The sequence below is a fragment of the Profundibacter sp. genome (assembly GCF_965277155.1).
Classification (GTDB): Bacteria; Pseudomonadota; Alphaproteobacteria; order Rhodobacterales; family Rhodobacteraceae; genus Profundibacter.
Window position 1 is genome coordinate 181,093 of the sequence record NZ_CBDIBV010000011.1, and the last position, 12,859, is coordinate 193,951.

12 protein-coding genes and 1 pseudogene are annotated in these 12,859 nt (G+C 57.5%); 3 read left to right on the forward strand and 10 right to left on the reverse strand.

Annotation, left to right across the window (positions count from 1 at the left end; translation table 11 throughout):
- Window positions 1-16: 16 nt before the first annotated feature.
- The 8 genes from ACQY4M_RS13415 to ACQY4M_RS13450 form a co-directional block, all read right to left on the reverse strand.
- Window positions 17-667 (reverse strand): hypothetical protein, encoded by a 651-nt coding sequence (locus ACQY4M_RS13415; protein ID WP_428544976.1) that lies wholly within the window; start codon window positions 665-667, stop codon window positions 17-19.
- Window positions 664-1,353 (reverse strand): ABC transporter ATP-binding protein, encoded by a 690-nt coding sequence (locus ACQY4M_RS13420; RefSeq protein WP_428544979.1) that lies wholly within the window; start codon window positions 1,351-1,353, stop codon window positions 664-666. The genes ACQY4M_RS13415 and ACQY4M_RS13420 overlap by 4 nt, the downstream gene beginning before the upstream one ends.
- Window positions 1,350-2,462: an ABC transporter permease gene (locus ACQY4M_RS13425; protein ID WP_428544982.1), complete on the reverse strand. Its 1,113-nt coding sequence runs from the start codon at window positions 2,460-2,462 to the stop codon at window positions 1,350-1,352. The genes ACQY4M_RS13420 and ACQY4M_RS13425 overlap by 4 nt, the downstream gene beginning before the upstream one ends.
- Window positions 2,463-2,569: 107 nt before the next feature.
- The gene (locus ACQY4M_RS13430) at window positions 2,570-3,625 is read right to left on the reverse strand and encodes an IS5 family transposase (protein WP_428542130.1); all 1,056 of its coding nucleotides are present in this window, start codon (window positions 3,623-3,625) and stop codon (window positions 2,570-2,572) included.
- Window positions 3,626-3,733: 108 nt separating this feature from the next.
- Window positions 3,734-4,054: a hypothetical protein gene (locus ACQY4M_RS13435; protein WP_428544985.1), complete on the reverse strand. Its 321-nt coding sequence runs from the start codon at window positions 4,052-4,054 to the stop codon at window positions 3,734-3,736.
- A complete protein-coding gene (locus ACQY4M_RS13440) occupies window positions 4,045-4,533 on the reverse strand; it encodes a nitrous oxide reductase accessory protein NosL (protein WP_428544988.1) in 489 nt (162 codons plus the stop codon). Before ACQY4M_RS13440 ends, ACQY4M_RS13435 begins: the two co-directional genes overlap by 10 nt.
- 153 nt (window positions 4,534-4,686) lie before the next feature.
- Complete coding sequence (locus ACQY4M_RS13445) at window positions 4,687-5,301, reverse strand: nitrous oxide reductase accessory protein NosL (protein ID WP_428544991.1); 615 nt, start codon at window positions 5,299-5,301, stop codon at window positions 4,687-4,689.
- 92 nt (window positions 5,302-5,393) lie between these two features.
- Window positions 5,394-5,963: a DUF2946 family protein gene (locus tag ACQY4M_RS13450; RefSeq protein WP_428544994.1), complete on the reverse strand. Its 570-nt coding sequence runs from the start codon at window positions 5,961-5,963 to the stop codon at window positions 5,394-5,396.
- A gap of 213 nt (window positions 5,964-6,176) precedes the next feature.
- Between ACQY4M_RS13450 and ACQY4M_RS13455 the strand changes: the two genes are divergently transcribed.
- The 3 genes and pseudogenes from ACQY4M_RS13455 (at window position 6,177) to ACQY4M_RS13465 (ending at window position 11,250) form a co-directional block, all read left to right on the forward strand.
- A complete protein-coding gene (locus tag ACQY4M_RS13455; RefSeq protein WP_428544997.1) occupies window positions 6,177-6,785 on the forward strand; it encodes a TetR/AcrR family transcriptional regulator in 609 nt (202 codons plus the stop codon).
- A complete protein-coding gene (locus ACQY4M_RS13460) occupies window positions 6,782-8,140 on the forward strand; it encodes an efflux RND transporter periplasmic adaptor subunit (RefSeq protein ID WP_428545000.1) in 1,359 nt (452 codons plus the stop codon). The genes ACQY4M_RS13455 and ACQY4M_RS13460 overlap by 4 nt, the downstream gene beginning before the upstream one ends.
- Window positions 8,141-8,181: 41 nt before the next feature.
- Window positions 8,182-11,250 (forward strand): annotated as a pseudogene (locus tag ACQY4M_RS13465) (efflux RND transporter permease subunit).
- A gap of 188 nt (window positions 11,251-11,438) precedes the next feature.
- Here ACQY4M_RS13465 and ACQY4M_RS13470 read toward each other — a convergent pair.
- Together ACQY4M_RS13470 and ACQY4M_RS13475 are read right to left on the reverse strand one after the other, a co-directional pair.
- Entirely contained in the window at window positions 11,439-12,482 is a 1,044-nt protein-coding gene (locus ACQY4M_RS13470; protein ID WP_428539227.1) for an IS5 family transposase, read from the reverse strand.
- Window positions 12,483-12,534: 52 nt separating this feature from the next.
- The gene (locus tag ACQY4M_RS13475) at window positions 12,535-12,858 is read right to left on the reverse strand and encodes a hypothetical protein (RefSeq protein WP_428545003.1); all 324 of its coding nucleotides are present in this window, start codon (window positions 12,856-12,858) and stop codon (window positions 12,535-12,537) included.
- Window position 12,859 lies beyond the last annotated feature (1 nt).

A 12,859-nucleotide genomic window follows, 5' to 3' on the forward strand; every position in this document is an offset into this window, starting at 1 on the left:
GAAACCCTGATCCATCTTAAACTGGCTGCTGACTGGTCAAAAAAGTGGGACCACCTCTCATTGTCGCCAAGCCGCCAAACAACAGGATCAGGGCTGGTTTGGGGGTCATCGACGACAACTCGGCCGCCACGCCCCCGCCTTCGGGGATAAAGGCCAGCGAGCAGCACGAGGTGATCGTATCGGTTTTCAGGTTAAGGAAATAGGTCAGTTGTGTTCCCGCAGCCACCACCACCAGCGGGGCCAGAAACAACAGGATGGCGTATTTCAGTTTTGTGAACGGGTAATCCGGGGCCTTGTTGTCAATCTGGTTGATCACCAGCCAGACCAGCGCCACAAAGAACACGGCAAGTTTCAACAACAGTGCCGGAATGCCGTAGGCATTCACATTCAACGTCCCCACCGCGCACATGGCCCCGACAAACATCACTGCCATCTGGTCGGCGTTGGAGACGAACAGCAATAGCGAGGCCAGTTCCAGCAACAGCACAAAGGCCAGCGCGGTGGACACCAGATAGGTGCGTTTTTCCATGTTGATCTGCAACGCATGTCCGCTGGAAGGTTCCCAATGACGCAGCACCCGCAGGGCAAACCACGCTGCCCACAGCACCGTAAGCGCGGATATAAGCGAGGCCAGAACAAGCGCCAGTATCGGGGGATGAAAGATCATGTCGCGGCAATCCCGTTGTCAATAACACGGCCGTCTTCCATGCCAATCACCCGATCGACCACATCGGCCTGCCAGATGCGCGGATCGTGGCTGGTGATGATCACGGATTTGCCCTCGGCACGCAGCTTTTCGACGATCTTCAGGAATTCACCCACCAGCCGGGTGTCCAGATTGGCAGTTGGCTCGTCCGCGATCACATAGTCGGGGTTGTTGATCAGTGCCCGTGCAATCGCCACACGCTGGGCCTCGCCGCCCGACAAGTTTTCGACCTTCATGCCGGATTTGTCGGCGATTTCAACATCCCCCAGAAGGCGTTCGGCATTGTTGCGCAATGCGCTGTATTTCAGGCCCAGCGGATAGGCGGGCAGCATCACGTTTTCCAGCACCGTCAGTCCGCGCACCAGATTGAAGCGCTGGAACACAAAGCCGAATTTTTCCCGCCGGATTTCGGTCATGAATTTTTCCGGCAGGCCCGAAACCATCTGACCTTCCAGATGTATCCGCCCCACCGTGGGTCGCGACAAACAGCCGATCAATGTCAGCAACGTGGTTTTGCCCGAGCCGCTTGGCCCCTTAAGCACCGTTGTCTGGTCGGCCCGGATTTGCAAGGTGATGTCACGCAGCGCGAATACCTCGTTCACGCGGCCCTCGTTATAAACCTTGCTGACGTTTTCAAGTTCAATCATCGCATCACCGCATCCGGGTCCGTTACCGCCGCGCGCCAGATCGGAATGATTGTCGCTGCGGTATAGGGAACCACTGTAAAAAACGCCAAAGTCACCACCTGCAACACCTCGATATGCGGTTTCAGGTGAAAATCGGGATAGATCACGGCCCAGCCCTTAAGGACCTGTTCCAGCAATCCGGCCTGAAAGAAAAACACATGCCCATAGGCCAGCACCAGCCCCAGCAAAAAGGCCCCCGCAGATACCAGCGCGCCTTCCCAGAACTTCATCGCCAGCACATCCGAGGTTTCCCAGCCGATCGCCTTCAGGATGCCGATTTCACGACGCTCCTCGCCAGACAGGCCGGCGGCCTTGTCGAAGGCAAAGATCACAAAGGCGACGATGGAGGCGCCCAGCAGGGCCAAAAGCAACCCTTCGCGCCACGAAAAGATTGACTGATAGGTGCGCAGAATGTCCGAGCGGGTCACAACCCGTGATCCGGGCACCCGCACGCCGATTTTGCCGATGATGGTCGGAATTTCGCGTTCATTGCGGATGGTCAGGCCGATGTCGGTGAACACATCATCGGGCAGTTGGAAGAACTTGCGAAAATCGGGTTCCGACATCAGCAGCAGATCGGCGCTGACCAATGCCGAATCCGACGACAGCCTGTCTTTGACCTTCAGGCGGAAAATCTCGCCGTAGTTGGCGCGCAGAAACAGATATTTGTCGCGGATCAGGGTGCGGTTTGCGACAATCCCGGGTCCGATGATAACCTCGCCTGGCTGCAACTGGTGTTCGGCGTCCTTGGAGGGAGGCACCATCACCGTGTAATTGGCGCCGTTTACCGTGTCGTAATAATAGCCCCACAGCCGCCCTTCGGCATGGCGCACCCCGCGCACATTCTGCAAAACCGGCACCCATTTGGCATTGATCAGGGCGTGCCGCCCCATCACCAGATTTTGCACCGTGGCCTCGGGCGCGTCGGCCAGAACGGTTTTGGCCTCTTGCCGGATAGCCTGTCCGAAAAACATCACCGAGGCCAGAATGAAAATCACCAGACAGTAGACCGTAAACAGCACAAGGTTGCGCCCCTTGCGGCGCAGCATTGAATGCAGGGTGAAATCCATCAGGAAGACCTCTGCATGAGGCCATGGCTTTCGGTTGAAGCAAGATTTCGGCCGCCCACCTTGCGCCCCTGCGGGTCCGGCGGACAGACGGGTGGCGGGGTTTGGGGCTATGCGATTGCGGGGGTTTGCGGGTTGAGGGTGATCCTGTTTGCGGCCTTGAGCAGGTTTTGCGCGATGGCGGCCATGACCATCTGGGCATGCACCCTGGCGCGCCCGAAATATCTCGCCCGCTGCAGGCCGAAGAGGCGTTTCATCGTGCCGAAAGTCTGCTCGATGCGGAAGCGGCGTTTCGAAATCAGCCGGTTGAAGCGTTTCTCCGATTGCCGCAGGGGGCGGCCGCGCGCTGCCTTGCGCAGGATGCCGTCGCGGTATTTGCCGCGCAGCATCTGGCGGTTGGCCTTGCTCGCATAGGCCTTGTCGGCCAGCACCCGCTGCGCCTTTGCGCCCGCGATCATGGTGGCGAATTCGGGGCTTTCGGCGGCATTGGCGGGCGTGGTGTGCACCTTGTCGATAAAGCCCTCTTCGTCGCAGCGGGCAAAGCCCTTGTAGCCGAGCGTGCTCTTGCGGCCCTTCTTGACCCAGCGGGCATCAGGGTCGGCGCTGAAATGCAGCTGTGCCCCGTCGGGTGAGACCTCGGGCGGATCATCCGGCGTCCCTTCCCTTGCCCCGTCCTCTGCCCGGTCCTCTGCCCGGTCCTGCGGGGCGTCGATATGGGTGCGCGGGCGCGCCGCCGCCGCGATCAGGGTCGCATCAATGATCGCCGCCTCAGCCTCTTTCAGCTTCAGCCCATGCGCCTCGATCTGGCGGCAGACCTCGGCCAGCAGCTCATCGTAAACGCCACCCCGGACCAGCGCATTGCGGAACCGGCAGTGGGTCGTCTCATCCGGCACCGACGCGTGCAGATCGAGCCCGCAGAACAGCATGAAATCCAGCCGCACCTTCAAGGCCCGCTCCAGCTTCGGGTCGCTCAGCCCGTGCCACTGGCCAACCAGAAGACACTTGAACAGAACCAGCGGATCATAGCCCTGAGGCCCGATCCCCGAGCGCCCCAGACCGCGCCGCAGGATCGGCAAAAACGAGTTCCAATCCATCAGCGCGTCGATCTTCGACAGAACGTCATCCGCGCCGATCCGTGCCGCCGCTTCGTGCAGGAAAAGGTCCATCTATTCACCCCAGAGATTTCCCGGCTAGCTTACCAAAACGGCCAACCCGGGGGAATCCCGATGTTATGCAGAGGTCTTTCAGGTATCTTTGACGTGCAAAGGATGTGTTCATTGTTGCACTCCGCTGCTTGACGCAAAATTATGACGGGGCGGTGATACCAGTGATCCTGACGGAAAATGGTCCAGCGACATCGGGTGATCCTGAAAAGCGGAATGCAGATCCGCTTGCGAGGGGTGGCGGGTATAGCGGGCCTCGGTGAACAGGGCCAGATCGGTCAGGCCCAACTGCTCCACCAGCTGTGCGCGTGTCGCCAGACCGTTATCGGTGCTGCTGTAGGCATGCACAAACATGGCCAGCACAGCGGCGCCCAGCAGCAACAATGCGCTGATCATTAAACTGGAGGGGCGGATGCCCATCATCATCCCCAATCAAACTTGCCTTCATCAAGGCCCAGCATCATTTCCATGCTGGTGTCCTCGAAACGAACGATTTTGATAGCGGCGTGATCACGCATAAAGGCCTCGGCGTCATACATATCGGGATGCGGCACCAACTCGTGACCCATCGGTCCCAGCACATCCGAGCCGACCACATAAAGCGCCTGTTGTGCGTCAATCATTTCGGCAGCGTAATAGCCGGTAACACCCATGCCGGTGATCTGTTCGCGTTTACGGCCACTGGCGTATTTGGGCATGTCATACAGGTATTTGAAGAAATCCTTGGCCCCGTCAAAATGATCGGCATGGCCGTCCTGAAACAGTACGGTGGCGGCCCAGTCCGGGTATCTTTCGGGGAACATGCCGCAGACCGGGCAACGGTCGCGCGGACCGGCTTTGGGCAGGTCAATAACGGAGGCAACGCCAGGTTTTTCCGTGGCCAAAGATGGCAGCGCAGGCAGCATCAGCATGGCGCTGGCGCCCAGTTGCAGCAAATGGCGGCGGGGATTTATGGTGGTTACACATAGGCGGACCTTTTGGAAAATTGTTGCGGTTTTGAGGGTGGGGGGCCGGTCGCCACTACCGGCACCCCTTTGGACAGATCTGTAAAACAGATTGGTTGCCTAGTTGCCCACTTGCATTTTCTGCGCCATATGCGCGCGCTTTTCGGCGCGACGCTTGCGGATCATCAGGGTATCCATTGCCTGATCCTTGTAGGCGGCAACCAGTGCTTCCTCGAAATTGATCAACTGGGCACCGGTTGCTTTTGCTTTTGCCTTGTCGGCAAAGGCCCATTTGCGGTTGGCATTCATTGTGCCCATTTTGCCCGGCTGCAGAGTGTATTGCGCATCTTCAATCTTGATCAACGGCTTGATTTCGGAATCCGCACCGGCATCGCCAACCCAGATGTTTTTCGGGTTGCGATCCAGATTCAGCGACAGCGAAATTGTCAGACAACGGACCGAACAGGTCGCTTCCGATCTATCATCCTCGTACTGGATCACATGACGGGTGTGGCTCCATTTGGTTGTGGACATGCCGCAATACGGGCAGCGCGGGAATTTGGCCAGATCATCGGTCGAAGGATCGGGATCCGTCACCAGATGGCCTGTCAGCCCGTGTTCGGCGGTCCAGACCCATGGCGGAACTGTCTTCATTTGCGCGTTGGCAGCGCCCGCCACAACCAGCCCACCAGCAAGCATCGAAGTTGTGCCCATCAAAAAATTTCTACGTTCCATTTCAGTTTTCCTTTGTCTTTCATATCCTGAAAACCATCACATACGATCGCGCCCGATTGGGCCGCGAATAACCTGACAGTTGTTTTGAGTTGTTAGATCGAAAGACCAAAGGGTGGGGCGCGCACAGGTTGGTTGAAATAACGCCCGATGGAACGGGCGCGCTCGGTTTCGTCGGCCCAAACCATATCGACTGCGCCGGGCAGGTCGGGTATTTTTGCCCCCGTCAGGGATGGCGGCATCAGGAACGGGGCGGTTGCAATCAGACACAGCGGACATTTCACCCATGTTTTGCCTTCACCGTCCGATCCATCAGGACCATCCCCGTTCGGATAGATGATCTGGATGCCGTTCGGTGTGCAGATAACCGTCGGGCCAAAGGGAAACTCTGCCGACGGTACGGATACCCGGCTGGATGCTGATGTGTCGGCAAAAGATGTGTTGGTGCCGACAATTAGCAGGATCTGGGACAAGACAATAATGCCCGCCACAAAGCTGTTCAACCAGCGCTGACGGCAACGTCTGAAATATGTCCAGTTACGGCCCAACATGCACCCCTTGCGATTCTTCCCGGCACTGCCGACAAGATTACGCATATGGTATTCTTGTGCAGAAGTGCCGGCAACAGTTATCATCCTATTGCTACAGCATGTCGTGGGGGTCATTGCGCGTATATACAAGGTGACAGATTATTGGTGGAAACCGGACAATAGGGCCGAATCTGTCGCAAGGTATACAGCCCAATAATACTGTGACAACGCTGGCATTTATCTGCTATCTGAATATCCGTGGCCAATATAGATGCGACAGAGTATACTGTTGCGCTGCGCCCCGGCTTCCATTAGTAATAGATTTATAACTAAATTCCCGAGGTTTGTATGCGTATCCGAAAATCTGCCGAAGACCGTAAAAGCGAGATCGAACAAACTGCTCTGGATCTTGCCTTCAAAATTGGCCCCTCACAGGTCACAACCGGCATGATCGCCAAAGAGTTGGGCCTGACCCAGCCTGCGATCTATCGGCATTACCCAAAGAAAGACGATATCTGGTCAGCAATTGCTTTGCATCTGGGGGCGCGGATTGACGAAAATATCGCCGCATCATCGGCCCCGAATCTTGCACCTATGGACCGGTTGAGAAAGCTTGTTTTGGGGCATTTGCGTGTGGTTAAGGAAAACCCCGCCTTGCCTGATTTCATGGTGCTTCGCGACAAAACAGACGGTCATATCGTGGTGCAGGATAGCATTCAGGATGCGATGGGTGCCTTTCGGAAGGCATTGGTTTCAAACGTCAAGACCGCCATTGACGCTGGCCATTTTCGGGCTGATCTGGATGAAAATGATGCGGCAACCCTGATCTTTGGCGTCATTCAGAGTCTGGTTCTGCGGATGATGGTGACACGCAAACCCGCGATTTTGATGCAAGACGGGCCGCGTCTATTGGATCTGCAACTGGCAGGCTTTGCCCCGACAGGAGAAAACCCATGAAAAGCGGTTTCAAACTGGTTCTGATGACATTGCCGCTGGTGGCTGTAGGGGTGGGTTTTGTTGCCTTCACTATCGCCACCAAACCGGCCCCCGCCCAAGAGGAAATTGCCGAACGCGCGACAGCCGTGCGGGTGATCACTGCCACCACCACTGCCGTATCCCCTACGGTTTCCGGTTTTGGCCTGGTTGCGCCTGCGCGCACCTTCGAAGCCATCCCGCAGGTGAGTGGCACCGCCGAATACGTCAATCCGATGCTGAAAAAGGGTGATATCCTGCCCGAAGGGGCGCTGTTGGTGCGGCTGTCGGCCAGCGATTACACGCTGGCCATTGCACAGGCCAAGGCCAACATTCGCGCCGCCGAGGCCAAGTTGGCCGAAATCGCAGTGTCCGGGGAAAACCTGAAAGCGGCGATGAAAATCGAAGAGGATACGCTGGCCCTGAAAGCCAGCGATCTGGAGCGGGTCGAGCGCCTGTTTTCTGCGGGAACTGCCTCGCAATCAGCGCGGGATAATGCCAAGGCGGTCTATCTTGCACAGCAGCAGAAACTGCAAAACCTGCAAAGTTCGCTTGCGTTGCTGCCCACCCAGAAACTGGTCCAGACCGAACAGATTGCCGTCTACAAGGCCACGTTGGCCACTGCCGAACTGAATTTGGCCCGCACCGAATTGCGCCTGCCCTTTGCGGCGCGTGTGTCCATGGTCAACGTCGAGGTGGGCCAACTGGTGCGTACCGGCGTTTCGGTCGCCAGTTTTGACGGTATCGCCGCCGCCAAGATCGAGGCACAGGTGCCCGCTGCCGATCTGTTGCGGCTGTTTCGCCCGAAATCATCCGATGCGCCAGTGATTGCCCTGAATCCTTCGGCGATGTCCGAAGTCATGTCAGGGCTGGATCTGAAGGCCACGGTCCAGTTGAAACTGGGCGACACCCTTGTTGAATGGCCCGCCACACTGGACCGGATCAGCAACACGATTGATCCCAAAACCGGCACTGTCGGGATGATTGTGCGCGTTGACAATGCCTATACCGGTGCCGAACTGGGTCGCCGTCCGCCGCTGACCAAAGGCATGTTCGTCAAAGCCACCCTGAACGCCCGCCCGGTTGACGGCATCGTCATACCGCGCAGTGCCCTGCGGGGCGGGCAGTTGATGATTGCCAATACCGACAGCCGGCTAGAGCTGCGCCCGATAACCCCTTATCTGGTGCAGGACGGTATCGCCCTGATCACGGACGGGGTGGAAAATGGCGAAAAGATTGTGGTTAGCACGCCGGTTCCGATGATTGAAGGCATGTTGCTATCGCAGCACCCCGACACAGCGCTAATGAAAATTCTGGCGAATGTGGATTCAGCAAAATGATCCGGTTTTTCGCCGCCCACCCGACCATCTCGAACCTGTTGATGATCCTGCTATTGCTATCCGGTCTGGCCGTCGGTCCGCAGTTGCTGCGCGAAACCTTTCCACGCAAGGATCCCAGCCGTGTCGAAGTGACCGTGCCCTATCCCGGTGCGCGTCCCGAAGATGTGGAAACCGCGATTTGCGAGCGGATCGAAAATGCGCTGGATTCCGTAACCGGGATTGACCGCCATTCCTGCGAGGCCCGCGAAGGGCTGGCCCGTGCCGAGGTGCGGATGCTGGAAGGGGGCGATTTCCAGACCTTTGTGGCCGATGTGAAATCCGAAGTCGAAGCCATTTCCGATTTCCCCGACCGCGCCGAAGATGTGCGTGTGCGCGCCCTTGGCCTGACCGATTTTGTGGCCTCGGTTTCGATCACCGGCCCCAAATCCCGTGTCGATCTGAAGGATTACGCCGAAGATGTGCGCACCCGAATGCTGCGTTGGGGAGGCATACCGATTGTCACCATCAAGGGGTTTTCCACCCGCGAACTGCGGGTCGGGCTGGATACGGTTGCCTTGCAGAAATACGGATTTTCCGTTGCCGATGTGGCCCGGACCATACAATCGGGATCACTTGATCTACCTTCAGGCACGCTTGAAACCGATGGTGAAACCCTGTTGGTGCGGGTCACCGAGGAGCGCCGCGATGTGGAAAGCCTGTCCAATCTGATCATCCGTTCCGCCGCCAATGGCGGGCAGGTGCGTCTGGGTGAAGTGGCCGAAATCACCGAACGCTTTGCACTGGATGATGACCGCATCACCTTTGACGGTGAACTGGCCGCAGTGCTGGACATCAACAAAACCCGCGCCGAAGATACCCTTGAAGTGATCGACCAGGTGGCCAAATTTCTTGACGCCGAACGTCAGGCCGCGCCCCCGGGCGTGGTGCTGGAAATCACCGCCGATGCGGCCTCGGTTGTGCGCGACCGGCTGATGCTGGTGATCGTCAACGGGTTGCAGGGACTGGGGCTGGTGTTTCTGGTGCTGTGGCTGTTCTTCGGGTTTCGCTTTTCCTTCTGGGTGGCGATGGGATTGCCGGTGTCGTTCATGGGCGGTGTCGCGATCATGTGGTTCGTCGGCTATTCGCTGAACCTGATGACCACGCTGGGCCTGTTGATCGTGATCGGGCTGTTGATGGATGACGCTATCGTCATTTCCGAAAACATCGCCCGCCTGCGCGAAAAGGGGCTGGAGCCAATAGAAGCGGCCGTCAAAGGTGCCCAACAGGTGTTCCTGAACGTGCTGGCGTCCTTTGCCACCACCGCGATGATCTTTGGCTCGCTGGCGTTCCTGTCCGGCGATCTGGGGGCTGTGCTGCGCGTGGTGCCGGTGGTGATGCTGTTCGTGCTGGCAATATCCCTGATCGAGGCATTCCTGATCCTGCCGCACCACCTGATCCATACGCTTGAGATGCAACACAAACCCGGCGGCGTGCGGGCGCGTGTGGAAAGGGCGATGAATTACACCCGCGAAAGTCTGGTCGGCCCGCTGGTCGATCTGACCATCCGGTGGCGTTATGTAACAGCGGGGGTTGCCTTTGCAGTATTGCTGTCTGCGGTCGGGATGCTGACGGGCGGCTATCTGAAATTTACCGCGTTTCCGGAACTGGATGGCGACACCATCGTGGCGCGGGTTTTGCTGCCGCAGGGCACACCGCTGGCCCGCACCGAAGATGTGGTGGACAAGCTGGTTGCAGGGATCGAGCAGACCAATCAGGACCTGACCCCGATGCAACCGGACGAGGCCGAGTTGATCCGCCATGTTTCTGTGTTCTATGGCGAAAACCGCGATTCCTTTGAAACCGGCGCGCATGTGGCAACGGTCAGTGTTGACCTGTTACACTCTGACATACGGGTCAACCGCCCCGATGGGATAATCGAGCACTGGAGTAAACTGGTGGGTGAATTGCCTGATGTCATTAGCCTGAAATATGCAGAACCCACGATCGGGCCTGCCGGTATTGATATTGATATGCGGCTGAAGGGGGACAATCTGGTTGATCTGAAGGCCGCCGCACTGGAAATGCAGGATTGGTTCTGGACTTATCGCGGCGTCACATCCGTGCTGGATGACCTGCGACCCGGCAAACGCGAGTTGCGCATCCACCTGAATGATCAGGCCGCCCCGATGGGTATTACCGCTGCCCTGATTGCCGACCAGCTGCGCGCCGCCTATTTCGGCACCACGGTCAGCGAAATGCAGGTGAACGGCCAGTCGCTTGAGGTCACGGCCGAACTGTCGGAAACCGGCCGACGCAGCTACAGTGAATTTGACGATTTCGTCATCACCCGACCGGACGGTAGCTATGTGCCCCTAAGCGTAGTGGCAGATATTGTGGTCGATCAGGGCTATAGCCGGATCAACCACGAAGACGGCGTGCGCGCCGTCACGGTGCAAGGCACAATCGATACCCGCATCGCCAATTCAAGCGCCATCGTCAGCGATACCCTGAAACGGTTTATCCCCGATTTGTTGCAACGCTATCCCAGCGTATCGCTGGACGTCGAAGGCCAGCGGGCCGAGGCGCAAAAGACCTAGAAATCAATGGTCAAAGGATTTCTTGTAGGGCTTGTCGGGGTGTTCCTGTTGCTCAGCTTCCTGTTTCGTTCATATATCGAACCGCTTGTGGTGATGCTCATCATCCCGCTGTCGCTGGCCGGATCAATCTTTGGCCATCTGATCATGGGGCTGAATTTTTCGATGCCCAGTATGCTGGGGTTTGTGGCGCTGGCGGGGGTTGTGGTGAACAATTCAATCCTGCTGGTGGATTTTGTCAAACACGAACACGGCGAGGCAATGACGGTTGCCATCGCAGCCTCGCGCGCGGCCCGGGCGCGGTTCAGAGCGATCTTTCTGACCTCGATCACCACCATTGTCGGGTTGTTGCCGATCCTTCTGGAAACCAGCTTGCAGGCGCAAATCCTGATTCCGTTGGTGACAAGCCTTGCCTTTGGCTTGCTGTCGGCCGGTTTGATCGTGCTGTTCGTTTTGCCCGCCATCTATTCGATACTGGATGACATGGGCCTAAGCACATTGGCACGCGAAAGGAAGATGGCAGCACAGCAGGGATAGGTTGTTACTGGAAGGCACTGCAGATTGGCCAACTTGAGGGAACCTCTGTAAATTCCCGTTTTCGCCTTCTTCGCGGCGGGGTGGACGGTTTTTCGCCTGTCCCGCCTGATTGCTTCGGATCATAAACCCATTTTCACCGGTTTCAAGCCGGTTTTGGGTATTTCAGGCACACCTCACCCCATGAACCCTTATCCCGGCGCCGCCAGGCCGCATTCGAACTGGACGAAGCGCTTCATGTTGTAGACCAGGTTCATCATCCCGATGCGAAATCGCGCCCGCTTCAGGCCGATGGAGCGGATCAGCTTGCCGCCCATGGAGCGCTCCTGAAAAGCGAATACATGCTCGACCCGGACCCGCACTTTCGAGCGCCTCCGGTTGGCCTTTTGCTGGCGCTCGCCAAGCGGCTTGCCGCGCCTGCCCTTGTGATGGATATGGCTGTGAAGCCCCCGCTCTTCCAGCTCGCTTTCGATCTTTTGCGAGCGATAGGCGCTGTCGGCCCACAGGTCCGATGAGGTGTTGCTCGCATCAATCAGACCGGCAAGCGCCTGGCTGTCATGCACGGCGGCATCGGTGACATCATAAGCGCGGATGAATTTGTGCCGCCGGTCGACATTGATGTGGTTCTTGTAGCCGTAATAGCTCTTGCCGTGCTTCTTCGTCCAGCGCGCATCCACGTCCTTCTGGCGCTTCTTGTGGGGTTTTTCCTCCCACTCTTCAGGCGTTTCGCCCGCCTTGATTTTCTCGTTCTCGTCCCTTTTGTTGTGCTGGCGCGGCGCCGGAACGATGCTCGCATCAACAATCTGCCCGCCCATCGCCAGATAGCCCTTTTCGCGCAGAAAGGCATCGAACTTGTCAAACAGCTCCTTCATCTTCCCGGCCCCGGCCAGCCTTTCACGGTAGGCCCAGATGGTCTTGGCGTCAGGTACGCTGTCTTCAATGCCAAGGCCGAGAAACCGCATGAACGACAGGCGGTCGCGGATCTGATACTCGATCTGATCGTCAGAGAGGTTGTAGAGCTGCTGCAAAACCATCGTCTTGAATATCAGCACCTCATCCCAAGGCGGGCGGCCAGCGTTGGATTTGCGCTGTTCGGGCGGCGTGCGCCATATGGCCTTCAGCTCGTCCCGGTAATCCTCGAACGGCACCATGTCGTTGAGCAACACCAGCGGATCACCAGATTTGTCCAGTCCCGCGTATCGGCTGGAAAGATCAAAAAATCCCATCTGACCCATGACAAAACCCCGTCGGTCGAATCATTTTCATCCTGATGACGATTCTACCCCGTCAGGCCGGATTTTGGGGGATTTTTAGAGGTTCCCTGTAGTCGATCACCTTTGTAATCTTGGTCGCAAGCTTTTGGATTTTCTGACTAGTAATTTCTTGTTCCTCTTCGATCTCGCAGAACAGTTTGTCCGCAGCCGAAAGCGAAACCTCCCCATTGTGTACTTTCGTTAGGAAACCTTCATCCACGACCTCTGCGGTGAACGTAAGTTCGCCATCCCGAAAGCGCCACTTATAATCTCCATGGAAATGCGCGGTGACGAGTTCAAGCCAGACAGTGCGTTCTGAGGTTGTGTCTCGAAAGTGGTGGAAATTGATTTCAGGCACC

What these genes read in the sequence shown, in the direction of transcription:
- ACQY4M_RS13470 (WP_428539227.1), bottom strand. Translation starts at nt 12,482, where the DNA reads ATGGGTCAGATGGGATTTTTTGATCTTTCCAGCCGATACGCGGGACTG.
- ACQY4M_RS13445 (WP_428544991.1), bottom strand. Translation starts at nt 5,301, where the DNA reads ATGGAACGTAGAAATTTTTTGATGGGCACAACTTCGATGCTTGCTGGT.
- ACQY4M_RS13425 (WP_428544982.1), bottom strand. Translation starts at nt 2,462, where the DNA reads ATGGATTTCACCCTGCATTCAATGCTGCGCCGCAAGGGGCGCAACCTT.
- ACQY4M_RS13450 (WP_428544994.1), bottom strand. Translation starts at nt 5,963, where the DNA reads ATGACCCCCACGACATGCTGTAGCAATAGGATGATAACTGTTGCCGGC.
- ACQY4M_RS13420 (WP_428544979.1), bottom strand. Translation starts at nt 1,353, where the DNA reads ATGATTGAACTTGAAAACGTCAGCAAGGTTTATAACGAGGGCCGCGTG.
- ACQY4M_RS13440 (WP_428544988.1), bottom strand. Translation starts at nt 4,533, where the DNA reads ATGCTGATGCTGCCTGCGCTGCCATCTTTGGCCACGGAAAAACCTGGC.
- ACQY4M_RS13430 (WP_428542130.1), bottom strand. Translation starts at nt 3,625, where the DNA reads ATGGACCTTTTCCTGCACGAAGCGGCGGCACGGATCGGCGCGGATGAC.
- ACQY4M_RS13460 (WP_428545000.1), top strand. Translation starts at nt 6,782, where the DNA reads ATGAAAAGCGGTTTCAAACTGGTTCTGATGACATTGCCGCTGGTGGCT.
- ACQY4M_RS13455 (WP_428544997.1), top strand. Translation starts at nt 6,177, where the DNA reads ATGCGTATCCGAAAATCTGCCGAAGACCGTAAAAGCGAGATCGAACAA.
- ACQY4M_RS13415 (WP_428544976.1), bottom strand. Translation starts at nt 667, where the DNA reads ATGATCTTTCATCCCCCGATACTGGCGCTTGTTCTGGCCTCGCTTATA.